The sequence below is a fragment of the Pricia antarctica genome (assembly GCF_900101815.1).
Lineage (GTDB): Bacteria > Bacteroidota > Bacteroidia > Flavobacteriales > Flavobacteriaceae > Pricia > Pricia antarctica.
The window spans coordinates 1-26,023 of sequence record NZ_FNAO01000005.1 but is presented as its reverse complement, the minus strand read 5'-3'; the positions used below and the strand labels follow the sequence as shown (position 1 = coordinate 26,023).

At 41.4% G+C, this 26,023-nt stretch carries 17 protein-coding genes; 1 reads left to right on the top strand and 16 read right to left on the bottom strand.

Features of this window, described 5'->3' with window-relative positions; translation table 11 throughout:
- Window positions 1–173: 173 nt before the first annotated feature.
- The 10 genes from BLT07_RS10025 to BLT07_RS09980 form a co-directional block, all read right to left on the bottom strand.
- On the bottom strand, window positions 174–1,988 hold the full coding sequence (locus tag BLT07_RS10025) for a DUF5060 domain-containing protein (protein ID WP_091868308.1): 1,815 nt from the start codon (window positions 1,986–1,988) through the stop codon (window positions 174–176).
- A 156-nt stretch (window positions 1,989–2,144) separates the two neighbouring features.
- On the bottom strand, window positions 2,145–3,167 hold the full coding sequence (locus BLT07_RS10020; protein WP_091868306.1) for an L-rhamnose/proton symporter RhaT: 1,023 nt from the start codon (window positions 3,165–3,167) through the stop codon (window positions 2,145–2,147).
- A gap of 61 nt (window positions 3,168–3,228) precedes the next feature.
- Window positions 3,229–4,320, bottom strand: a complete 1,092-nt coding sequence (locus tag BLT07_RS10015; RefSeq protein WP_091868304.1) for a mandelate racemase/muconate lactonizing enzyme family protein — start codon at window positions 4,318–4,320, stop codon at window positions 3,229–3,231.
- On the bottom strand, window positions 4,321–5,775 hold the full coding sequence (gene aldA, locus BLT07_RS10010; protein ID WP_091868302.1) for an aldehyde dehydrogenase: 1,455 nt from the start codon (window positions 5,773–5,775) through the stop codon (window positions 4,321–4,323).
- 171 nt (window positions 5,776–5,946) lie between these two features.
- Window positions 5,947–6,711 (bottom strand): SDR family oxidoreductase, encoded by a 765-nt coding sequence (locus BLT07_RS10005; protein ID WP_175455325.1) that lies wholly within the window; start codon window positions 6,709–6,711, stop codon window positions 5,947–5,949.
- 79 nt (window positions 6,712–6,790) lie between these two features.
- Entirely contained in the window at window positions 6,791–7,981 is a 1,191-nt protein-coding gene (locus BLT07_RS10000) for a glycoside hydrolase family 117 protein (RefSeq protein ID WP_245726499.1), read from the bottom strand.
- A 21-nt stretch (window positions 7,982–8,002) separates the two neighbouring features.
- On the bottom strand, window positions 8,003–9,019 hold the full coding sequence (locus tag BLT07_RS09995) for a zinc-dependent alcohol dehydrogenase (RefSeq protein ID WP_091868297.1): 1,017 nt from the start codon (window positions 9,017–9,019) through the stop codon (window positions 8,003–8,005).
- 18 nt (window positions 9,020–9,037) lie between these two features.
- Window positions 9,038–10,177, bottom strand: a complete 1,140-nt coding sequence (locus tag BLT07_RS09990) for a glycoside hydrolase family 117 protein (RefSeq protein WP_245726498.1) — start codon at window positions 10,175–10,177, stop codon at window positions 9,038–9,040.
- A gap of 226 nt (window positions 10,178–10,403) precedes the next feature.
- Window positions 10,404–12,050 (bottom strand): tetratricopeptide repeat protein, encoded by a 1,647-nt coding sequence (locus tag BLT07_RS09985; protein WP_091868293.1) that lies wholly within the window; start codon window positions 12,048–12,050, stop codon window positions 10,404–10,406.
- Between the two features lie 3 nt (window positions 12,051–12,053).
- Complete coding sequence (locus BLT07_RS09980) at window positions 12,054–15,425, bottom strand: VCBS repeat-containing protein (protein ID WP_245726497.1); 3,372 nt, start codon at window positions 15,423–15,425, stop codon at window positions 12,054–12,056.
- 351 nt (window positions 15,426–15,776) lie between these two features.
- Here BLT07_RS09980 and BLT07_RS09975 point away from each other — a divergent pair, with 351 nt between their 5' ends.
- Complete coding sequence (locus tag BLT07_RS09975; RefSeq protein WP_091868291.1) at window positions 15,777–16,361, top strand: transglycosylase domain-containing protein; 585 nt, start codon at window positions 15,777–15,779, stop codon at window positions 16,359–16,361.
- Window positions 16,362–16,368: 7 nt separating this feature from the next.
- Here BLT07_RS09975 and BLT07_RS09970 read toward each other — a convergent pair whose 3' ends face one another.
- From BLT07_RS09970 to BLT07_RS09940, 6 genes are all read right to left on the bottom strand, one after another.
- Entirely contained in the window at window positions 16,369–17,634 is a 1,266-nt protein-coding gene (locus tag BLT07_RS09970; RefSeq protein WP_175455304.1) for an FG-GAP repeat domain-containing protein, read from the bottom strand.
- Window positions 17,635–18,149: 515 nt separating this feature from the next.
- Window positions 18,150–19,778, bottom strand: a complete 1,629-nt coding sequence (locus BLT07_RS09965; RefSeq protein ID WP_175455303.1) for a RagB/SusD family nutrient uptake outer membrane protein — start codon at window positions 19,776–19,778, stop codon at window positions 18,150–18,152.
- A 31-nt stretch (window positions 19,779–19,809) separates the two neighbouring features.
- Window positions 19,810–22,818: a SusC/RagA family TonB-linked outer membrane protein gene (locus tag BLT07_RS09960; RefSeq protein ID WP_175455302.1), complete on the bottom strand. Its 3,009-nt coding sequence runs from the start codon at window positions 22,816–22,818 to the stop codon at window positions 19,810–19,812.
- Window positions 22,819–23,603: 785 nt separating this feature from the next.
- Window positions 23,604–24,386: a carbohydrate-binding family 9-like protein gene (locus BLT07_RS09950; protein ID WP_091868281.1), complete on the bottom strand. Its 783-nt coding sequence runs from the start codon at window positions 24,384–24,386 to the stop codon at window positions 23,604–23,606.
- Window positions 24,387–24,521: 135 nt separating this feature from the next.
- A complete protein-coding gene (locus tag BLT07_RS09945) occupies window positions 24,522–24,764 on the bottom strand; it encodes a beta-propeller fold lactonase family protein (RefSeq protein WP_091868279.1) in 243 nt (80 codons plus the stop codon).
- A gap of 59 nt (window positions 24,765–24,823) precedes the next feature.
- Window positions 24,824–26,023 (bottom strand): MFS transporter (locus BLT07_RS09940; RefSeq protein WP_139205132.1); only part of this gene is annotated, 1,200 nt, incomplete at its 5' end.

The following is a 26,023-nucleotide window of genomic DNA, read 5'->3' as shown; positions in this document are numbered from 1 at the left end:
CAATATCGATGGCCTAAATAGCCGCTGTCAAGACCTTGCCTCCTTCAAAATATTGCCCTCGTTAGAGTTCTTGCCAAATGGCTCCGATTTGACGGGCATCCCTACCGATCAAAAAGCTCTTAAAATGTTTGATAGTCGGGTGGTAGCGGTGGAAGGTTTCAAACTGACCTTTCTTAGGATTTAGTGACCCATATAACCCAATCCATTTCCTTTTCCTTTTTTACGGGGGGCAACCCTAGGGATTGTTTTCCGGAACCTGAAAGGGTCTTTATTTTTCCTTTTTGGAGTTCTCCGCCTTTTCTCGGGTTGTACCAGGAAACTTCATATTCACTATTGGAATCTCCCAAATCTAAAGTAGATTCTCCGCCATTTTTCAAAAATACTACATAGCTTTTTCCTGGTTTCGCCAATACATAATCACCTTCCGAGGAAATCAAAGAATCATCCGATTCCATTTCCCAAACTGGGATTTTGTTGTCGTTGAAAAAGTCTAAACAGATTTTTCCTTGGTCCCAAAATAAGTCTCGCGAACGAAAATCTTGACAGCTCAAATCGGAATGCGGATGTTTATAACCAAAATACCATTCTGTGCCCCAAGCACCCGCCATCATGGCACCCCAAAGTCCGTTTTTACGGGCGTTGTCGTGGGTCGGATTTTCTGTGTCGGTTATTAGGGCATGTTGGGCATCGCCCGGTTCGTCACAGGCTACCGCCCAAACTTTTCCCGCGGCCTTCGAATCGTTTAAAATGCGTAGTGTCTGGGAGTGCACCCTACTAAAGTCCTCTTTATTCGTTTGCAAGGAGGCACCCGTAAATTTGGTATTTGGTCCGTACAGCCCATCGAACCAATCCCCGTTATGAATTACGATATGATGGTTGTATGGGTCAATTTCCGAGAGATATTCCGCTAATCGGATTCGTTCGGGAACATCGATAGGGAAGGTCGGTGGTTTCTCGGTCCAATCTCCTGTCTCTTCGGCGAGATTCCAGTTCAAGGCGAGATGATGTCCGAAGCGAGCGATAAGTTCGCGGTAGTACAATTTGGTGTAAATACCTGTTCCCCCGTTGTCCAACAATCCTTGGTTTTCATGTTCCAAAGTCTTGAAATGCATAAACATGCCTAGTTTGTCCGCATGCTCAAAAAGCAACTCCCATTGATCGAGTTTTGAGGTGTCGAAACGGTCGTAGGTATCATAATCGACATAGGGGAACACATTCTGATCATCACCGGCAATGTTCATAGTTAAAAAAGAAAAGGCGTTCATTTCCTTGGAGGCCAGATAATTGATGGCTCCGACGATTTCCTTTCCTTTTCCGTTTTTCCAACTGGGGTCTCCTGCTGCCCAGTCCTGTAGATGTGGTTCCCAGGTTTTGACCAGATCGTCTTTATGGCCATCGTTTTGAAAAGTACCATCGAATTTATCGTAAGCCAAAAAGTTTTCAGGCGCGTCGGCACCACATTTTAAAAAATACTCTCCGTTCTGGAATTTCAAATACCTTTCGCCTACGTATTCGAGCATGCCTTTTCCTCGAAAGTCTCTCCCCGTTTTGTCCGTTTCGGCAATAATAAATTTTCCTGATGCACCATCCATATATTCCCCACTTTTCAATTTTGAGGATGTTCGTACAGAGGCCCACTTCCCTTTTTTGAAATCTACCTCATAGGTCCATTCGCCCGTTTCAGGAGGCGTAAAATGAACTTTCCAACTATGACCCTCTTCGGCACTGGTATTTCCGGCATCGCCATCGGCGGCAAAGTAACCGGGGACTACATATTTTTTATCAGTTCCCGAATGTGAAAAGGTAACGTTCAGTCGGTAATTCAAAAAAGGATTTTCTTCAGCTTGCTCAGAGGATTCGGGGCCTTCGAACTCCAAGGTAACTTTGTGCCATTTTTTGAGTTCGCCCTTAATTTCTTGGGCTACTGTGACATTCAGCAAGAATAGGAACAGGATAATAATGATATTTAATGACTTCGCCTTTTTCATTTTCTAAATTATTTAATTTGACTACCCTGGAATAGGGAGCTGTCTACTTCGAGGCCAGAAATTACAACACTTTTGTCAATTTTGCGCAGATAAAATGAATGGTAAATGGTTCATTTTGTATCAAAAATGGATAATTGCGTATTGAATCACCTTATGTTATGCCTGACCGTTGCCATAGGCTATGATTACAATACCGATAATCATACAGGTTAGTCCAGTATAGAGGATATTTCGTGCCTTCGGGGAAGCTCTTACCCACTCCGCTGTGATGATACCACTTACGATAGCTGTTGCCACCGATGCCGTATTGAAAATAGCATAGCCTACTGTATTCCCTGATGCCCCTAATTTAGAAGCAGCAAAGGCGAAAAGTGCGGATGCCGCATAATGGAATACCGCCATGATCAAAATCAGAATGAAGTTCTTACCTAATGAGGAAGTCTTAAAATCGCCCCATGCTTTCTTGGCGTTCAACTGCCAAAGAAAATACGCGGTCATCACGATTCCGCCACTAATAAAAATGGGGAACATCACGGCCACGGCGGTAATCCAATCGGCATTGCCATTTTGTTTAACGGCCTCGGCCAAATAAGGCCTGCCAACGGCATTGGCGTAACTGAAACCGGTGGCCAATAGTCCACCGATAACGGCTATCATTATGCCGGTCGTCATGGAACCTTTTTCGGAGGTCGTATTTTGCTCGGCATTCAGTTTTGCCTCGTCTTTTTCGCGCGTCAAACCTGCTTTTCCGTTGAGGATAACACCCAATAATACTACTAGAATACCTATTAGTACATAAGTCAGAACGTTGGTCGGGGGAAGGCCGTCAACAATAAAGGGCAATAATGACCCCACTAAAATAATCGTGCCGATAAAGATGGAAAAACCAAGGGAAAGACCGATATGGTTGATGGCCTTGCTCCACATCATCACACCGATTCCCCATAGGAAACTGGAAAGGCCCATTTTGATCCAAATATCGGTCGGCATGTTTCCGAAGATATCGCCAAAGCCTTGAATCAAAACCACGGAAGCGATAATGGGCACCACGAACATGGTCAATAGAAAAAATAGGCTCCAGGTATTTTCATATTTGAACCCTTTGGTAAATTTTTCGGGAAGGGCGTAGAGGCCCAACATCAATCCGGCGAAAATTGCCCATAATACTCCTTCGGTCATAATATTGTTTTTTGGTAGGTCATTGTAAAGGGCGTATACGCATCGGTCGATGCTCGGTAGCCTATAATTTGTAAGGCGCCAACTTCTCCCAATCAAATTCAACGCCAGTTCCGGGGATGTCGGGTGCTACGGCCCTGTGATTTTCAACGACCAATGGTCTTTTGGTATAGGTGTCAATGGGGAAACTATGTACCTCTAACCATCCTGCATTGGGTTGGGCCGAAATCAGGCTAACGTGCAGTTCTTGCATGCCGTGTGCACAGGCGGGAACCTTATGTTCATTTGCCAAACGGGCCGCTTTTAGCCAACCCGTGATTCCCCCACAGTTGGAGGCGTCCGGTTGTAGGAAGGAGAGTTTGGCCTGCTCCATGGCATATTCGAATTCGTGAACCGTATGCAGGTTCTCGCCCATGGCCAAGGGAAACCCTGTGGCTTCGGCTATTTCGGCAAAGCCTTTATAATTATCGGGAATAATCGGTTCTTCGAACCATGTGATGTCGTATTGCCGAAACCTTTCGATGGCCTTAATGGCCTTTTCGACGGTCATGGAATAATTGGCATCGACCATAAAGGTCACATCGGGACCGATGTATTCGCGCACCGCCTTGATGCGTTCGATGTCTTCATCCAGATTTTCGCGGCCTATTTTGATTTTTACCGCATTGAAACCCGCAGCCAAATACCCCTCCATATTCTTTAGAAGCTTGGGGATGGGAAATTGTAAATCAATTCCGCCACAGTAGGCCTTACAGGTCTTTCCAGTACCTCCGGCCATTTTCCAAAGGGGTTGCCCCGCTTTTTTACACTTGATGTCCCACAAAGCGATGTCGATTGTGGAAACGGCGAAAGAAACGATGCCACCCCTTCCAACATAATGCATATGCCATTCCATGAAATCATAAACTCCATCGACGTCGTTGCCATCCTTACCGATCAAAGCAGGGGCAATATCGTGGTCGACGATGGCTTTGATAGCGTGGCCGCCTTTGCCACCGGTATAGGTGTAACCCGTTCCCTCGCTGCCATCTTCTAGAAAAATGGTCGTGGTTACTAGCTCAAAATGGGTATGGTCGCCATGCTTGGCATCGTTCATTACTTCGGGTAATGGCACTCTGAACAGGGTACAGTTAATGGTTTTAATTTGTGCACTCATCTATGCTTTATGTCTAATGTAAAAAGTCTTTTTCTCCATGTATTGTTCGAATCCGTATTTGCCGTCTTCGCCACCACTTCCCGATAATTTATAGCCATTATGGAAGCCTTGATGCTGCTCGCCATGACCTCGGTTTACATAGATTTCGCCGTATTCCAGTTCATCATTGCATTTCATAATGGTATTCATATCATTGGTAAAAATCATAGCTGCCAAACCATATTCACAATCGTTGGCATAGCCTACGACTTCATCAAAAGTCTTGAATTTTAAGACCGGTAGAATGGGCCCGAAAGATTCTTCGTGAACAATCGTCATGTTTTGCGTAACATCAGTGAGTACCGTTGGCTCGAACCAATAGCCTTTCTCAAATTCTAAACCTTCGGGCCGTCTACCCCCAGTTGCCAAAGTGGCTCCTTCCTTTAAACTTACTTCTACCAAGTGTTCCATATGCTTTAATTCGGAAGCGTTCACCTTTGGCCCCATATCGGTATCGGCTAACATAGGATCGCCCACTTTTAAAGCTTTGGTCTTGGCTATAAATTTCCCCAAAAAGTCGTCATAGATTCCCTCATGTACATACATTCTTTCGTTACAGGTACAGACTTGTCCGCAATTGTCGAAACGGGAATGTAAAGCCGCATCGACTGCTTCATCAATATCGGCATCTTCGAATACGATGAAGGGAGCTTTTCCTCCCAATTCCAATTGTACATGTGTCAGATTTTGTGCGGCATTCCGTGCTATTTGTTGTCCCACAGGTGTTGACCCAGTCATAGTAACCATTTTGGTAATCGGATTTTCGACCAACGCATTACCCATCGCGCGACCCGGCCCAGTAAGTATGTTGAGTACTCCGTCAGGAAGTCCCGCTTTCTTCGCAAGATTTCCTAATTCTAAAGTCGCCAAAGGCGTTTCGGATGTCGGTTTGATAACTACCGTATTTCCGGCTACTAGGGCAGGGCCTAATTTTCGTCCTGCCAAAGCCAAAGGAAAATTCCAGGCGGTAATGGCAACAACCACGCCTCTTGGAATTTTTTGGATCCAGATCTGCTCGTTGGGATTATCCGAAGGAATAATATCACCTTCTATTCTTCTTGCACCTTCGCAGGCATATTCGATAAAGGATGCGGTCACGGCAACTTCCATTTTCGCAACTTTCAATAGTTTACCCTGTTCCTTTACCAAAAGCTCAGCCAAATAATCAGCATTTGCCTTGATTTCATCAGCTAGTTTATAAAGTATTTCGGCACGTTGGCGAGCCGGTAATTTCTTCCATGATTTTTGTGCGAGCTCTGCCGCTTCCAGGGCCATTTGGGCTTCCTCAATCGTGCCATTCTGTACTCTTGCGACTATTTCTTCGGTAGACGGATTTACGATATCAATGGTTTCACCAGAAGTTGAGGTAATCCATTTTCCGTCAATGAATAGTTGGTATTCTTTAATTTCTGCCATACTATTTTTTATTAAGAGTTTGATTTTACACCTCTTTTAATGCTAAAGAGAGTGGGATTCTTTTTAATTCTGCTGTCACTTTGAGCGTTGTCTAAAAGCTTTTAAGTTAGTAGTCCTTCTACCGCACTTCTACTGCGCTTAGTGTGACACGCTCAGGATGACATTAGATTATTATCTGCCCATCCAGCCGCCATCGACTAGCATAGTTGTTCCGTTCATATATGATGATGCCTCGGAGCACAGGAACACGACCGGACCGGCAAAATCCTCTGGTTTTCCCCAACGACCTGCCGGGATTCTTGAAAGAATAGATGACGAACGATCTGGATCGTTGCGTAATGCCTCGGTGTTATCGGTGCTGATATAGCCTGGAGCAATTGCATTTACATTTACACCCTTGCCGGCCCATTCATTGGCGAAAGCCATGGTCATTTGGCCGATGGCACCTTTACTTGCCGCATATCCCGGAACGGTAATTCCCCCTTGAAAAGTTAACAAAGAGGCTGTGAAAACTATTTTTCCTTCCCCACGAGCCACCATTCCTTTACCGATTTCACGTGTGAGAACAAAAGGAGCGGTTTGATTGACTTCTATAACCTTGTCCCAATATGCATCGGAATGTTCTATGGCAGGCGCGCGTAGAATAGTTCCGGCGTTGTTTATTAGGATATCGATTTTCGGGAAATCATTCTTAACCTGTTTGATGAATTCGTATAAGGATTCGCGATTGCCGAAATCGCAGGTGTAGGCTTTGAATTTTCTGCCCAGTTCTGTCACTTCCTTTTCGACCATACTGCCATGTTTTTCCAAGGAGGCACTTACACCGATAATATCGGCTCCGGCTTCTGCAAGTCCTATGGCCATCGCTTTTCCTATTCCTCTTTTACAGCCTGTAACCAGAGCCTTTTTGCCCTTTAGGCTGAATTGATCTAAGATGCTCATTGAAGTATTGTTTATGTGATTTCCGCTCTAACGGAAATCTGTTAATTTATTTTACGTTGTTCATATTCAAGTGTTAATCTGCATTTTTGACATAGGTTTCAAATCTCTTGATGTAATCCCATCCATTTTTATGGTCGAAACAAAGTCCCCATTCTATAGCCGCAAGCGGACTTTTCGCAGTATCCAACGACCGTACTAGACCAGCTGCATGAGGTGGGTTTGTACGACCGCCAATATGTGATTTTATTTCGAAATTGATTCCGTCGGGCGACCATTGTATGGTATTGTTCTCGGGCCCGTCGGAAGTCAGCATTGCTGCCATTCCCCCATTATAGGGCCAGACACAGACTTCATGGCCGCTATTTGTCACCGGATTGTAGGGAGATTTTTTGTATGGCCCTTGAATACTGTCAGCAATGGCCACGCCCCATTTAATTTCTCGGCCTCCCAAAAAATGCTCTTCGCCCATACGTTCCCCTTTGTAATAGAGATAGAATTTGTTCCTGTAGAACATTAAACAAGGGTCATGGACCTTATGGCTATCGAAATCACCCTTTTCGGACACCTTAAATCTGTTGTCTTCCTCCCCTTGCCAAGCACCCGTATCGGAAGGTGATAGGATAGGGGCCTCCAATTTTTTCCATGGTCCTTCTGGGGAATCGGCAATGGCCATGCCCACTTGATTTTTCACCCGATTGGAATACGGTGCCTTTACGGTCTGATAGACCAAATAATATTTTCCCTCGTGCGCTAGAACTTCTGGGGTGAATACTGCACGGTCATCGTACGATCCGGGTTCGCCCCGACCTACTGCCAGACCTACATCGTTCCAGGTAATTCCATCAGTTGATTTGGCGCACCATACCTCTGACAGGTCCCAAGGAAAAACTTTTTTAGAGGGATCTCCCGTGTCGAAACCTAAAGATTCCCCGAAACTTTTGCTGTAAAACACATAATGCGTGCCGTCTACTTGAATAACCGCGCTCGGATCCCTTTTGATTACACCTTCTTCGTAGCCCAAATTCCCTTTTATATCGGTAATTCGGAAGCTTGTCCACCATTGGGGACCGACATCGTAACCCATGGTAATGGCCCTTTTGGAGGCCGCGCTTAAACTATCCTTATTTGATATACCTAATTTTTTGATTAGGGCCTCAGAAATAGCTGGTTCGCCTGCAACGACTTCTTTTTTTTCTTCGGAAGTCTTACAGGAGGCTAGAACAATAAGGGCCATGGCAAATGCTACAACTGACTTTTTTATCACTAGGATTTACTTTTTTCGGTTTTAAGATTGACAATCCATAAGTACTTTCATGCCATCAGGATTCTTATCGATATTCTCGAATACTTGTTGAATATTGCTCAAAGGCTGAACGTCGGTTATCATTTCTTCAAAAGGCAGTTCGTTCGCGGTGATAAGGGCTATCGCTTTTTCATAGTCCTCTTTTTCGTAGACGCGTGCCCCAATGAGTTTTAGTTCTTTCCAGAAAAATTTAAAAAGATCTATTTCTTTTTTCTGTCCGTGGATGGCCACCATTACGATTCGCCCCCTGATGCCCGCCACTTCGCACATCACGTCGAGCGCGGGCTGCACGCCCGCCACTTCAAATACTACATCGGCCCGGCGACCTTCGGTCTGTTCTATTACGTACTTGACCAAATCGATTTTCGTCGGGTTAACGGCATTCAATCCTAATTCATTCGCTTTTTTAATTCGTTTTTCGTTGACTTCGGAGACGATAACGTTGGCCCCTGTCTCCTTGGCGACCATAGCTACTAATAGACCTATGGGTCCACCACCCAATACTACGGCGGTTTCACCGGCCTTCAATTCGCCCCTCCTTACATCGTGAACCGCTACGGATAAAGGCTCTATTAGGGCAGCCAATTTTAAATCGGTCTCCGGTCTCAATTTATGCAGTACAAAGGAAGGAACATTCCAATATTGTTGCATGGATCCAGGGCTATCGATACCAATAAACTTTAAGTCTTCACAGATGTGGTTGAAGCCTTTGTCCGAGGGTTTGACACCTCGGTCATCCAAAGGACGTACCACTATTTTTTCACCTATTGCAAAGCCTGAGACACCTTCCCCAATGGCGTCGATGGTACCCGACATTTCATGGCCGATGGTTACCGGTATGCTGACGCGTTTGTCCATCATTCCGTGGTATATATGCACGTCGGTGCCACATACGCCCGAGTAGGCTACTTTGATTCGTACCTCGCCTTTTGCTGGGGCTTCTACCTCTTTATGGATAACCGAAAATGTTTTATTTCCTTCGTAAATAGTTGCTTTCATTTGTTGTATTTTCGTTAATTATTTTTTTGAGGATTCTCCTTTCGCCGCATGGGATGTCTTCCTTTCCGAAGAAAAACGCATGATGCTTTGATAGTCGTAATTATTGTAAATATGTGAAAGCCCCCAACGAAGAATTTCTGTGGGTTCTTTTTCCGTATCGGCAGCTCTGTTTAATCCAATCGCATGGGCACTCACCCCGGGTATGACTGACATAATTTCAAAATTGATACCGTCAGGGGCCCATTGAATGGTGTTCTTTTCGGGCCCGTCGGTTGTGATCAAAGAGGCGATACCCCCGTTATAAGGCCATACACAAATTTCATGGCCACTGTTACTGATAGGGTTATAGGGGGATTTAACATAAGGTCCTTTCGGGTTGTCGGCGATGGCCACGCCATGACGGATCTGTCTGCCACCGAAAGTAATTTCCTCGCCCATTTGTTCACCTTTGTAATACAGATAAAATTTACCCTTATATGGGAGGATGCAAGGGTCATGTACCTTATGGCTATCAAAATCGCCTTTTTTCTCTACCATAAAACGGTTCTGCTCTTCACCTTTCCAGACCCCGTTATCCGCGGGACTTAAGATAGGTTCCTTGCTCTTGGTCCATGGGCCATTGGGAGAATCGGACCATGCCAGACCAACTTGGTTCTTTACCCTCACATTGTAAGGTGATTTTACGGTTTGGTAACAGAGGTAGTATATATCGTCCCACTTCATGATCTCGACGGTAAAAACGGAGCGATCGTCGTATTCCCCTTTTTTGCCACGTGCAACGGCAAGACCTTCTTCCTTCCATGTCCATCCATCTTCCGAGGTTGCATACCAGATATCACAACGGTCCCATGGAAACACCTTGTCTTTTTCAATATCACCGCCAAACCCTTGGGTTGGCCCAGTGCTTTTTGAATACCATACATAATACTTACCCTTTTCTTTGATCATGGCACTAGGGTCCCTGCGTACAACACCTTCCTCATAGGCAAAATCGCCTTTAAGCGGCTGCAAGTCGCTAAACTGAATGAACCATTCGTTACCCAGATCGGTGGGCCACTGCAACGCTCTTTTTGAGGCGGCGCTCAGATGATTCTTGTCGGTTATGCCCAAATAATTTAACTGTTCATCGGTAATAATAGGCTCTTGTTCGTCAGACATAGGTTTTATATTTTCTTCTGGGGAGGGGGTGGAATTACATGCTATTATTGTAATTATCAAGAATAGATTAAATAGAGGTTTAGTTGTTTTCATTGTTCGGCAGGTTGTTTGTCAAGGTGTAAAATCTGTTTTTTAAGGAACTTTGTTTTTTACAAACTCTAAAATAGGAGAATTGAAATTATCGCGTTGTACATTGTACTAGACAAATACTAGACAACAAATATTCTTAAAGTTCGGCAATAAAATCTTCTAAATTGACACTTCTATCAAGACCCATTTTTTTTCGGAGTCTATAGCGAGTTGTGTGTACCGATTCTACCGAAATACCTAGAAGCCTGGCCATTTCCTTACTGGAGAAATTCAATTTGATCAATGCACAAATTCTCTGATCGGATTGACTAAGATTGGGATATTTTGAGGTGACCGTATTGTAGAATTTTTCGTTGACCGCGGTGAACCTTAATTTGAATTCTTCCCAGTTATTGGCATTACTTATGGAGATGGATTTTAGAACCTTTTTGATTTCTGAGGTTTCAACATTACCTTTCAGTGCTTGTAATTTTTGCTTCATATTCCTTAAAAATTCATCTTTCTCGACCAGTTGTAGGGCAAATGTGGCCAGTTCTTTGTTTTTTAGTTCCAACAGCTCTTTGGCCTTTTGTATTTCCAATTCCTTATTTCGTCGGATCAACTGTTTTTCTGCCCTATGTTTGGAGCGGATAAACCTGAAATAAATCGATCCAATTAGGATCAAAAAAAGGAGTGATCCCAATAAGATGATCCGTTGTAAAAAGGAAATCTTTTCCTCCTGCTCCAACTGCTCCAAACGCTGTTTTTGCACTATTTTTTCCTGTTTTTCCCTTTCAAGCCTAAATTCATCCTTTATTTCCAATAAGGGCCGGTTGATTGAGCTTCTGCTATCAAAAAACTGGGCATCCAGTTCTTTTGCGATGTGCTGACTTGCAAATGCCTTTTTATAATCCCCCTTCTTAACATATATATCCGCCAGTTTTTCATGGACCAGTATTGAAAAATCCAAATGGCTATTATATCTATCCGAAATTTCCAAAGCTTTTTTATAGTATTCCTCACTTTTTTGCAGATCGGATAGGTCGCGATAGGTATCTCCCCATTGGGCGTATACAAGCACTAAGTAGGAAGGACGGTTCTCTTGAAACCAAGGTTCAACGGTCTGCAACAATTGCAGAGCCTTGTCACCTTTTTTCTCCTTTGATAGGATAAAGGCTTTTTCAAATTGCAGATACCGCAAATCATTTGGGATGGCAGTCTTATCGTAGGTCATAAAACAACTGTCAAGATATATCTTCCCTAGTTCCGGTTCTCCAAGTTCCCTATACGTAGCGCACATCAAATAATAGTCATGGGTTAACAGGGCTTTGTTCAACAACCCTTTTTTAACCAGACTTTTATTTATTTTCAGTGCAGCTTCAAGATACTTAAAAGCTTCATCCTTTCTTTTAAAATAGCTATAAAGTCTTCCAAGGTGTTGATATATCTGTGCCTTTAATTTTTCATCCTTTATGTCATCCGCTAAAAAAAGAGCGTGCCATAAGTTGTCATACGATTTGTCATAAGCGACACGTTGGCCATTATGATAGGGCATTTCCAATAAGGCTTTTACAGCTCGCAACGTATCGCCGCTATTTAAAAAGCCTTTGTGCGCTTTTTCAAAAAGTACCAAGGAGCTATCGGGATTTTGAAACCGTATTTTTTGAGCAGCGTTGTAGAGTTGCTCAGCCGTTGAGTTGTTTCCTTTCTCTGGCGTAACCTGAGCTTGCAGTATGGCTATGTAAAACAGTGGTACGACCAGATAGTTGAAAAAATAGGATGGCTTTTTTTCCTGCGGCAACATCGATTATTTTTTTCCTTGTTCGACCCTGAATAGGTCTTGTTTACCATTATTATTGGCAACGAAAATTAGTTTTCCGTTCTTAGATTTCACAAGTGCCATGTTGCGAACATCCTTATCAGCAAAAAAACCGGATTTCCATGTGGGAATATTTAAAAAATTGCCTTTGCCGTTACCCTTTAAAAAACATCCGATACCGGCATCTGCCCGTGTAGTTTCTATTTCGGATTGGTAGTTGTTACCTGCCAAAAGTAAATCATTATTTCTATCTCCATCAAGGTCATCAAAAACAATGCTATTAATGGGCGATTGTTGTACCGAATTTTCGAAAGCTTGAAATGAAAAGGAATCTTCCCCATTATTAATGAAAATACCCGATCGAAATTCTGTTGCTTCGTAAGACAGCGCATTTTCAATTTTGGGACCTAGGATTTCCTTTAAACTCATATTGGCGAATTGTTCATGGGTATCGATTCTATTTACTAAATAGGGCATTTGGCTGGCCAAACAAACCTTTCCCCTGACAGGCACTACCTTGCCATTAATGTTCTTTGCTAGAATGATGTCTATTGAACCGTTCTGATCAAAATCATCTGCATAAACCATCAATGGGTCTTCCTCGCTTGCCTTTAGTTTATGGTTCAAGCCCAAGTTACCAGCTATTATGTCCAGGTCGCCATCTTGGTCTATGTCAACCACAAGGAGACGGTTCCACCAACCCTTTGTGTTAGACAAGTTCTCAAATTGATTGCTTTTTTCGAAAATTCCTGCCTTATTAAGGAATAGTTGTATACCCATCCATTCCCCTGTTACCACTAAATCCAACATGCCATCACTATTCATGTCTACCCATTGTGCATCGGTTATCATGCCAACTTTTTCTAATTCGGGTGCCGAAGCTTTATCCAACATTGAAAATCTGCCGTTATCGTTACGTAAAATAAAGCTAGTAGGTGCATATGGATATTTTCCTGAAATGACCCGCCCTCCAACAAAGAGATCAATATCCCCATCATTGTCATAGTCGCCCGAAATAACGGTAGAGCCGGAGGAAGCTATTTCGGGCAATCCATTTTTAGATTTCGTAAAATTGCCCTTACCATCATTTAAGTACAACCGATCTTGTAGTAATTCGGTATTTTGATAAATCTCATAGCTACCGCTTACAACATAAAGATCTTGATCACCATCTCCGTCCGCATCAAAGAAACAGGCTCCTTGATCCTCGTACATTTTATCTGTATCAAAAGCTACAGAAGGCCTTAACGTAGCACCATTGTCGTTTAACCCGATCAGTTGACCGGGATGGTCGAGTCCACCACCAAGATAAATCTCCTGATCCCCATCATTATCAACGTCTGCAACCGCTAATCCCGGACCCGTTTGTGAAAGCTTGTGGGGCAATAATAATTGTAAATCAAAATCATTGAAGTAAGCATCTTCATGTGAGAATTCAAAAGGTTCTTTTATGAACAGTGGTTGATCAACTTCTTTTTTTTGTGCTGAAGGGGGCTTTCCTTCATTATAGTCAATACGAATGGATTGATTGATCTTAAAGTTAGTATATTCCCGTATGCTACTATCTGGCCATTCAACCGTTATTTTTGTTGGGGTACTATTTTTTACAAGACCAAAATGCAATGAGTTGGAAACGGAGGATAAAAAGCCACGCGTACTTATTAGTTGTTTGGTTTGTACAGAGCCATCTTCGTAGTTAAGAGTGACTTTGGAACCTACACCGAATTTGTTTTGTAGCGGACCATTCAGGTCTATTTTGATAAAACTTCCTTGGCCATGTTCAATAGCATTGTTCTTTAATACGGTCGCTAGTTCGTTTATGTTATTGACAATTATTTCAAGGTCACCGTCATTGTCCAAATCTGCATACGTTGCACCATTTGAAAGTGTAGGCTCGAGGTTTGCCCAATCATCTGTACTGTTGTTGAATGTGCGATTGCCGTTATTCTTGAACAAATAATTCTTTAATTTTTGCTTGGGCAACATCTTGGTGAATTCTAGAAAATCTTCATCGGTCGGTTTTCTGCCTCTAGCGCGGAGAATGTCCATTGTATTATCAATGACATCACGGTTCATTACATCCCTAAAAATACCATTGGTGATGAACAGGTCGTTAAGACCGTCTAAGTCAAAGTCGGCAGCGAGCACGGCCCATGACCAATCCGTATCCGCCATACCTGCCATTTTAGAAATTTCACTAAAAGTGCCATTACCATTATTCATTTGCAACATGTTGTGAACATATTGATGATGATAGCCTTGATCGACCATCATCTCAAATTGGCTAAGCGGCATCATTCCCATGTTCAACTTAGCTCTTTTATAGTCTTCAGGGTTCATGTCAAGGGTAATAAGATCAAGATACCCATCGTTATCCATATCCGCTATGTCGCTTCCCATACTATTGAAAGACATGTGTTTGAACATTTTGTCCCTAGACTCCTCAAATGTGCCATCTCCATTATTGATATACGCCAAATCTGGATAGTTAAAATCATTGCACACGTAAACGTCTAGCCAACCATCATTATTCAAATCGCCCACTTGGGGGTTTAGGCCAAAACCTATATCATTTTGTAGCCCGGCCTTTTCCGATATATCCGAAAAATGTCCCTTCCCATCATTTTGATAAAACCGATCACTTCCCTTAAGTGCTAAGGTTTTTGGGTCATTATGCACCTTATCTAAGTCTAATATCTGGGTTCGACCAGTTATATCGGGCGTATTTGAAACATAAACGTCGAGATCATTATCTCGGTCAAAGTCAAAAAAAGTTGCTTGAATTGTCCTATTGGCATCGGCAAGCCCCAACTCCTGGGCATTTTCCTTAAATTTCAAGTTGCCTTGGTTTATATAGAGAAGATTGGCAAATTTGCCATCCTCATCAAGCCATCCCCCGCGAGAAACGTAAATGTCCAGCAAACCATCCCCATTCACATCGGCCATGGTTACCCCTGTATTGAAGCCCGAAAGCTGCAATATGCCCGATTCTTCCGTTATATCCTTGAACTTTAGGTTGCCCAAATTCAAATAGAGTTTGTCAGGGCCAGAATTTGCAGTAAAATATAGATCCACCAAACCATCATTGTTGATATCACCAGTTGCCACTCCGGCACCAATGTATGTGTACATGTATTGGTAGTAGTTGGTCTTCTCTGTTTCCTCAAGTGTATTAACAAAGTTGATTCCTGTTTCACTGGAAGGGATTGATGTAAACAAATATTCCTTTTGGATAGTATCCTCGGCATTTTCATTGTTTTTTTTACGAGTATCACAAGAATTGAAACCGAATAGAAATGAAAGAAAAACGAGTAGCATAAATCGCGTTCGCGCCTCGAAATAGATTTTTGAAAGAATCATAAAAACTAATTAAAAGTATCAAAGTATTGGCATCTTGCAAAGTACGAAGTTTAAGCATATAGTTGCTAATAGGACTGGTTTTTCTAGATTAAAAAAGAATAAACATCGATGCTAAGCCCTTATATATGTACTAAATCTGAAATTTTGGATGAATCTTCGGACAAGCCAAAGGACGAACTCGAACGACTTAACACTATGCGCTGCCGAGGAACTATCTTTCCAAGCATTTATATGCTCATTCTTCAAGAGAAATTTTAGTATTTTTTTAGGGAAATGTCCAGTTGATTACCGTAAAAGAATTAGATTCGTTTCGCCAATAACTCATCGTATCCCAGAATTGAATTACTCAACATGACATTTAAAAAAAAGGTGCTAAAACTTATTATTTTGACGCTTATTATTGGTGTTTTCGGTTCTTTTATGGCCTACTATTATTTAAAAAATAGTTGGGATAGTTTTGTGACGGAAAAGGAGTTGACAGAATTTGTGACAAAAGTAAAGTTCGCAAAAGAATTGCCGGAACCGTTTTATCAATTGTATGAACAAGAACATCCTAAAATTTTATCCTATAGTTTGAATCAGCAGATAGGGAAAGGGTTGATTTCAAATGATTTCACCAAAAGTCCGAGTCTCTTGGCTGCCATGATTTCAGATTTTAGTCGTCAAGATTCGGACAGTACAAAGTTATCGAACCGTAAGGCTTATACTTTAGCTTGGAAGCTGGAAGAGGAAACCACGCAAAAGGAATGTTTAAATTGGGTCTTGGAGAACTACAAATTTGATCTATATATTCACGGAATAGACGAGCTCGCTAATTTCTATTACAGAAAAGGGGTGTCACAACTTAATGACCGAGAGTTAAGTGATATCATCGCCTTGATGAAAAAACCAAGTATAATCAATGTGCCAGATCGATCCAATGAGGAACTTCACTGACTAAACCCTACTTAATTCTATTCTCCAACCTCACCCAAGAGATTTTTTTTCTGTCGGATATATTTGATTCTTTAGGGCCAATATTGACATTAAAAGAACCTAAAAATATATCTAAATCACCATCTTTATCATAATCGGATATATCAAGCGTTTGCCATCTAAAATCTGGAAGTCCGCTGATATATTTAGGTTTAAATTGTAAATCTCCTTCATTGATCAACAGCTGAACACTTCGAAACTTTGGGTCAGTAAAATCGCCAAAATTGGAAATCGCCAAGATATCGGTATCCCCGTCCAGATCAAAATCTTCGGCCCTGATTTTGCTAACGCCATGAATTGGCAAAAAGTAGTCTTTAGAGAATTCCTTATCACCCTTATTTAAAAGGATCCGCACACCATGGAAATTTTTAAGCACCGTTGATAGATCCGAATTATCCCCATTGCCGATAATGATATCCTTTAGGCCATCCCCATCCATATCCCTTAGCTGAAAATCCACCGATCCAAAGGCCGGTTGAAATTGAACGGCTTTTTTACCGATAAAAGAATTATTTGCATAATCCCAAATCATGATCATTTCGTGCTCTTGGGCAAACAGGACCACAATTTCATTTTCCTCATCGGCATCCATATTTGCCATTTCAACCTTTATGGCTCCGGAATATGGATGAATAACCTTTTTCTTGTAGGTACCATCCTTTAAATTTTCAAACAAAGAAAAATCCCCAATTGTATTTCCATAGTTGCACAAGAAAACATCATCATATCCATCGAGATTTATATCATGTATCAAAAAATCTACCGGTCGGTTTAATCCTTCAATAGAATTATGACCGATTTTTAGCTTTCCTTTTGCTTCATCAGAAGGGTTTAGGTTACCGATGGTCAATAGGTAATCCAAAGAATCTTTAAATGCAATTTTTACCGGGGGGCTTTCTAATTTTTCATAATTTAGGACATCCCCCTTACTATCTAAAGTTAAAAGGGTATAATCGCTGGCATTTCCTAAAAACAAACTTCCGCTGTCTTCATCATAATTAGTCAATGTAATAATAGACAATGAATCATTCAAGAAAATATGGGGCTTGAACAGGTCGCTTTTTTCTTGGACTTGAATCGGGTATTTTGGAATACTGTTCTCAGATCGGTTTAAGTAATAGTGTACGATTTTATCCCAATCTTCTTGAGATATTGTCGGTTTTAAATTTTTGGTGGAATCAGGATTGCCATACGAATAAATCGGTCCATGGGACATCCCCATTTTTAGACCCATATCGGGTAGTATTTTTTCGCCCCATACCCTTCTTGGCAAAATTGAGGGATCAGGGAACAAATGACAAGAAGCGCAATTGGTTTTCGCTAAAATTTCACCTTCGGCATGTTTGTTTTCATTTGTACAACTTATTAAAAACAAAAAAAATCCGATACACCAAATAATTTGGGAAATAGCAATGATATTTTTATATGAATCTCGATTTAGCATCAAAAAAATTAAAACATAATAGCGGGTTCAATAGAATGTTGACAAAGTAGTATTAATTCTTAGACGATAGCTATTTATTTAATCGAAATTGTCGATTTCAGAAGTGGCATTGATTTCTTCTTCAGTTCGATTAATTTATTTTTTAGAATTTCAAATTGACTTGGTTCTGATAAAGCTTGTTTTTTTGGGAGAATAGGATATGAAACCCGAAATGAATCTCATCAAAATAACAAAGCGGCAAGATTTATTGCTAAATCTTACCGCTGTGCTCAAACTAACTCAAAACTAACTCAATCAACTATCGTTTAATTCCCCCCAAGATTAGGATTTTTTTCTATTTCTTGTTTCGGAATAGGCGCATAATAATTATCTGTTCCTAAAGAACCTAAAATGGGGTTTGAAGCGGTTGTCAAAGTTTTTGGGGAGCCAACACCATTTTCATCATATGTAGTACCTACAGAGACTTGGGGATTTCTATTACCCAAAGCTTCCTGAACTTTTTCTTTACGTACCAAATCGTTCCAACGGATAAACTCGCCTGCGAACTCCCATTTTCTTTCTGTAAATGCCAAATCCTGAATGTTGCCATCGCCTGCCGTAAGGTCACTCGCGTCTGGAGTATTAAAGTCAAGACCTCCAGCTCTTCTGTGAATCATATTCAAGGCTTCCCATGCATCGGCACCGGCCGAGCCAACTTCACCTGAAGCTTCGGCATATATTAATAATACCTCGGCGTATCTCATATAAAGGTCACTTCTTAAGGTTTGAAATTGATTCCAATCCCCATCGGCCAATTCTCCCACGATTTTTCTAAAAAGAGGATTTTGTTGATCTTTGAACTCTTCCCATGGAATAAGTTTATCTGGAGTATCCGCGGTTATGGTTCCATCAGCATCAACAGGGATGAAATCATAGTAAGTTGCGTCTTTTCTGGTGCCTTCCGGCATATCTTCAAAAAAGCGTATTTCGGCAAAGGTTTCTTGCCATCCTGCAAAATCTGAAGGCAGGCCTAATTTTCCCATTTTACGATTGGTAAGATTATCTCCGGTATTACCGTAAGCAATTGTAAAGACACCTTCTGGCGTAAATCTTCCTGCTAACGACCATAATTTGGCCAAATCGGGTTCCAGTCCGAAACCATGTGAGGCGGCATTATCAATAACTGATTTAGCACTTGATGCAGCTTCTGCATATTTGCTTGTATCATTTAATGGGAAGCCGGCCCAGTCCATATACAATCTTGCCAAAAATGCTCTAACTGTTCCATTACTTGGTGTTGTTGATCCTACAAATTGACTTTTAACAGGTAATCTTGATTCCGCTTGTAAAAGATCACTTTCTATTTGTTCAAAAACCTCTAATTGTGAAGCCAACACCGGTTGCTGAAATGGATCAACCTGTAAAACTAAAGGTATTCTACCATGAATACGCATCAAATGATTGAACATAATCGCCCTTAAAAAGTACGTTTCACCAACTAATCTTTCTTGCTTTTCAAGGTCTGGTTTACCCGTGTCCGCAACAAGTAATGTTTGGCCTTCTACACTTTGTAAGACTGTATTTGCTGCACGAATCATCTCATAAACGCCGTTCCAGTTGGTCAAAGTTCTAGAATTTTCAGGTGTAACAAAGCGTTGGTCATACTCCCTAAAATCTGCTTTATTACTGGCAACATGCGTTGTAATATCGTCGCCTGACCAACCGTTAACATAAAAGGTAGACATCCATGCCGCTTTGTTTAATTTGCCATAGATACCGGTAACCCCTAACTCTAACTGAGCCATAGAAGAATAGGTCACGACTTGCAATTGTGACGCAGCGGGATTTTCATCAAGATCGAACTGCTCGCAACTATTAAAACTTAATGCCAAAGCAACAAGGCTAAAGACTCCTAAAAGTGCTTTCAATGATTTATAAATTTTTATTGTTTTCATATTTTTGAAATATTTTTCTATTAGCATTTTTTTAGAATCCAACCTTTACACCTAATGTATAACTTCTTGGATTAGGATAGGCTCCAACGTTTATACCGGGAGCTACATCTGCATTTCCTTGATCCGTTCTTCTGGAGGATAACTCAGGATCATAACCACTATAATCTGTAATCAAGAATAGGTTTTGCCCACCCGCATACACCTTAAGTGTTGTATTTGCCAATCCGCCAAAATTCTCGAACGTATATCCTACAGTAAAGTTACTTAATCTAACAAAATCTCCTTTTTCAATATATCTTGAAGAATTGAACAACTGTACTGTTGCAGGTATGTCGGTTTCGTTGCTGGACGTCCATTGGTTTACTTGATCGGCCGCCATAAAACTTCTAGAATCCCCGGCGCCACCTGTAATACCAGCTTGCATCAGGTTGTAAATATCAAAACCGTGAACCCCATTTAAGAAAACATTTATATCCCAGTTTTTATAAGAAATGGTGTTGTTGAAACCCCATGTCAAGGTAGGTGTGCCATTACCGATAGCACCAAAAACAATCTCTCCGTCTGCATCCCTTTGATATTTAGCATCCCCAGGTTTTTTACCATAAGCTTCTGCCGCCGCAGCCTCCGAGTTTTTCCAGGTTCCCAAGAAGATGGCTCCGTTTAACTGTCCTAGCGGTTCTCCTAACTGAATAATGTTGACTACCCTTGCTTGCCCACCAGGTGCTTGGAATTGGCCATCAATTTGGTCAAGACCGCCAAACAATTGGGTTACTTCATTCTTGACCTGGGAGAGTGCCAAATTGGCATTCCAGTTGAGGTTTTCGTTCTGGATGATATCATAGCCGAAGGCAATATCAAAACCAAAATTTTCTACTTCGCCTATATTTTGGTTCACATTTCCACCACCGTTGGTACCAGAAACGGGCACATTTAACAGTAAATCCGAGGTTGTTTTTTTATAACCATCAATGCTAAAACTACCCCTGCCTTCATTAAATCCTAAATCAATACCGATATTGGTTTGCGTAGTTGTTTCCCAAGTAAGATTTTCGTTAGAAAAACTAGTAATGAACGTTCCCGGAGATGGTGCATCGCCCGTGTAGGAGTAACTATTGTTATCTAAATTCGCAAAGGTACCATAAGTATTGACACCTTGGTTACCTACCTGGCCCCAACCGGCCCTCAATTTTAGGTTGTTGATAAAACCAGAACTTTCAGAAGGGTTAATCAGGCTATAGCCAGCCGCAATAGATGGAAAGAGACCCCATTTCTTACCCGGTCTAAAAACAGAGGTACCATCGTAACGCGCAGTAGCCGTTAGAGATAAATTGTTAGCAAGAATATACTCCGCACGCAACATAAAAGACGAAAGCTCTCTCTCATCAAAATTGTTGCCTATAGTAAATCCATTAGCAGTTTCCGCAAAATAATAACCGTTGGGTAAAAGCAGGTTATCAGCATTATAGTTATTTCTAATGTTTTTTGAATTGGAATATTCTTGAACCCCTGTCAACTTTATATCGTGCGTATCATTAAATAGTTTTTGCCAAGTAAATATGTTACTAATTTGATACGATGTGAACTTGTTAGTATTAAAGTTTGCATCTGGTGTATCATCAGAACCTTCGACCGAATATCTCTGAACGTTATAATTGTTGATTTGGGTACCTGCAACTAGCGAGTAGCTAAAATTATCGGTAATTTGGTAGGAAGCGTTTAAGGCGGCACTTAGTCTTTCATCAACATCGCTGGCCTTCGTTTCTCTTAAGGTTAATACCGGGTTTAGGTTTAAGGAACCGATACCTCTAGTCGAGCGTCTGTTATAGTTGCCGTCGGCATCATAAATAGGCGTTGTTGGATCCCAAGTATTGGCCTTGTACATCAAGCTTCCCTGCCCGTTGCCCAAAGATTCGAAATTATTATTTTTCTCACCTCGACTTCCGTATATATTAAGACCCACTTTAAATTTGTCGCTAATTTGTGCATCTATATTGGATCTAAGCGATAATTGCTGATATCCGGTATTGATAACAATGCCTTGTTCATCTCTATAATTACCGGATAGGAAATATCGTATTTTACCCTCGGATCCACTTGCCGAAATCTGTAAATTTTTGCTAAAACCTGTTCGTAGAATCTCATCTTGATAATTCGTACCACCATTTCTATCGAAACCTGCGATCTCGGAATCCGTGAACGTGGGGTTTTGTCCAATTCTCAATTTTCTGATATTTTCGATTCTCGCAAAATCGCCCACATTATCCGCTAACGTAGGCAATAACTTTGGAACTTGAGATACAGAGGTAAAAAAATCGACATTGATTTTCCCTTTTCCCGAACCCTTTTTAGTTGAAACGAGAATAACACCGTTGGAACCTCTAACCCCATAAATGGCAGTAGCGGAAGCATCCTTCAATACATCCATAGAAGCGATGTCATTTGGATTAAGTGTGCTAAGGTCTCCACCCAGAACCCCATCAATAACCACTAACGGGTCATTATTTCCAGTAATTGAATTAACACCCCTAATCCGTACTTTAATACCTGCGCCGGGAGCTCCGTTCGCTTTTGCTACGGTAACACCAGCAGCCCTACCTTGTAGCGCCTCATCGACCCTTGTTACCGGTTGGTTTTCGAAAGACTCCGCAGAGACCCGTGAAACGGCCCCTGTAACATCCTTTTTCTTTGCTGTACCATAGCCAATAACGATAACTTCATCTAATTTACTGGCATCTTCGGCAAGTTTTACATTGATTGTTGTTTGGCCTCCAACCGTGATATCTTGGGAAGCATACCCTATATAACTAATTTCTAGAATGTCTGCTGGAGATGCCTCGATTGTGAAATTTCCGTCAAAATCGGTCTGGGTACCGGTGGTCGTACCCTGTATTACAATGTTTGCCCCGGCCACCGGACCTAGGTCATCGGTTACGGTTCCCGTTACGGTCTGCTGGGCATGCAATTGCTGGAAGCCCAACAGGGTTATGATAAGGCCCATGAGAAAGCCTCCCTTCAAAAAATTAAAAAATTGTTTTTTCATAATCATTTAGTTCAAGTTATATTAATGGTGATTTAGTTAAGAGGTGTAATGGTCGTTAAAAATTCATTTTTTTATTTCTACTCAATTTGCTAGATTTAAATCTTATCATTGGGGATCGAACAATTTCATAATCAAGACGAATTCCAAATCTGAAGTAATACAATAGTAGGTAAAATTAACTTTTGGTTAACGCAAAACGACTAGACTTTAACTTGACAACCCATTAAAGACCTTTTTTACGTAACTAGAAACCTTTTTCGATTAGCTGGTTCCTATCTGCTATCCGTTTTTTGTTCCATATCTGATTACCTGTGTAATTTGTTTCAGTGCCAATCCGAAATTTTTTGTAAATATTGACATTTAATCGGTCTTCTAATAAAACAAATAGTTCGGGAACAGCAACAAATTGGTTATTTATGTTCTTCAGTATTAAAAAACTACCATTTTTAATACGGAAAGAACTTTTTGGCACCAAACAAAAATTTCCATTACCGGATTGACGAAATTTAAATTACTCTATTACCTTTTACAAAAAAAATCTAAAATCGGGGTCAGTCATCGGCCTATTTTATCTTTTACTAACATTATTTTAACCTTTTATTGAGCAATTATTTTTTTGTTGGCACTATTTCCCCTAGAAGTTGCTTTTTTTTAAAGTTTTATGCATAAACTTTACGGACCGGATCGTTTTCTGTCGAGGTAGGTAATTTAAAAGTTTCACAGTGCTGTAACCGGTCTTAAGATTCCAAAAAAGTATGCTCTATTTCGAAGTCTTAGTAATACAACTACTTTGATTTAACAAATTCCATTAAGCCAAAACGATTGGCCTGATGTACATTCTTGGAAATATCGTAAATAGGGAATAGGGTGGAGGTGGATCTGCGCTTGCCATTGGCATCGTTGCGATCTTGGCGGATTGCGAGAAAGGCCCATCGGTTTCCTTCTTTGACAGGTACAATGGTGCCCAAAACACCAAAATTGGAAATCGGTATGGCCAATTCCATGGTCCACCCCTTATCAATATCGGAATTGTCGTTTATGGTGCCATCATAGGCAACCTCCACATTAAAATGGGGATTAAAGGCCTTGAAAACGGCATCTTCACCTTTGTAATAATCGTTAAAATATATAAAATCGTTAGAGGCCTTGTACAAATTGAGCTCATACCCAAAGTGAGTGTCCAGACTATCCGGCACTGGGATTAAAAAAATTTCGGCACAGTCATCCAAATAAGGTTCCCTGTCCCTTAACCTTTCTCTAGCCGTGATAAATCTATCATCCATTTCGAAGAAAACATAGAGATTTTTATTATCCCATAACATTCTAAAAGTAGTGCGTTGTTTATCGTCAGAGTCCTCTACGTTATAGAAATTATCGAGCGTTCTAGCTTCCGTCCTTTTCCAAACTTCCTCGTTCATTTTTCCGTCGACCAAAATAGGCTCGGAAGTGTTGGATACCTGAAAAACAGACTGTTCTCCAAGCGATAATCTTTTTTCTGTCTGTGCGACTGTGCCAGGAGAAGGTAGCGACAGCATCAGTACCCACCAAACGATCGATAGCTTTTTCATGCGTTTATAATTTGATTATGCTCAAAATGAGCGGTTTGAAAATAATTGCAAACATTAGTACGGTTAAATTTCATGTTCAAGCTCTGGGGGTAGGAAGCCTATCGGTCTGTTTCGGTCACCTATCACATTGAGGGATTAGACGAATTTTCCATCCTTGGAAACCGTCAGGTACGATGGATTCTTGATTCCGGCCGCTTCTGTCCCATAACTGAATTCGCCTGTTTCAATGTTGAACCGATAGACATAGATACCATCGCTTTTACCGGATTGGGTGTAGGTGCCGACCAAGAGGTTGTAAATCGTATCATTGACAGCGGTCTGCCGTTCGACAAGGATTGGAAAACATAATATTAGGCTTAAAAAAAGAGTCGTTTTCATGGGTCCTGATTTAAAGTGTTCTCGGATAATTCCAATACTACTTAGTGCGTACCTTATACTTATCTCAACTGATTTAGGTTTACATGTTGGTTTTTTCTTGTGAGTAAATGGATAATTGTTAACGCAAACAAATAGGTAAACCCACAGACCGTGAACAATATGTTGTATCCCGCTTCCAAATTTCCGATCGCTTTGTACTTATCCAACAGTACCCCGACAAGGATAGGGAATAAAATTCCCCCAACGGCACCTGCCATGCCCCCGATACCGACCACCGAACTTACCACTTCCTTGGGAAACATGTCCGAAGCCATGGTAAAGACGTTGGTGGCCCAGGCCTGGTGCACTGCCACCGCCACACTTATAAGTGCTACGGCCATCCATACATTGGTAGCGAACTGTGCAAGAATAATGGATATCTCAAGCAAGGCAAACAGCAATAATGCACCTTTTCTAGCTTTTAAAACGGGCATTCCACGTTTGATCAGCCAAGAGGAGAAGAATCCTCCTCCGATACTCCCGACCGTTGTAGCCCCATAAACGATCATTAGTTCAACGCTCGGTTTTGTAAGGTCCAGGCTAAATGTTGAGGCAAAGTAAGAGGGCAGCCAAAATAAAAAGAACCAAAAAATGGGATCGATCAATCCTTTTCCGACAATAAAGGCCCAAGTCTGTTTGAAAGTAAACAACTTTTTCCATTTAACAGCGATTTTTTGTTCATCCGCATTTTCCTCATCCTGTCCCTCTGTGATATATTTATATTCCTGAACCGTTAACCGTTTCTGCTTTGCGGGTATATCATAAAAAAACAACCAGAATATTAACCATATAAAACCAAATGAACCGGTAATCCAAAAAACTTCGTGCCAGCCATAATTGGTCAATATCCAAGGGGTTACCAGTAGTGCGAGTACAACACCGATACTGGTTCCCGAATTAAAAATACCGGTTGCCAGCGCACGCTCCTTTTTGGGGAACCATTCCGATACAGCCTTCATGGCCGCCGGGAAATTCCCGGCCTCACCTAAGGCCAGGCCGACCCGCGCCAGACTAAAACCAAATACGCTTCTTACTACGGCATGGAGCATGCCTGCCACACTCCAAACGGTTATGCTTATTGAATACCCCAACTTGGTCCCCCACTTGTCGATCAGCCACCCAAAAGATATGAGGCCGATGGCATAAGCTGCCGTAAAGGCCATTATTATATAGGCATAATCGGTTTCGGTCCAGTTAAATTCCTTTTCAAGAACGGGTTT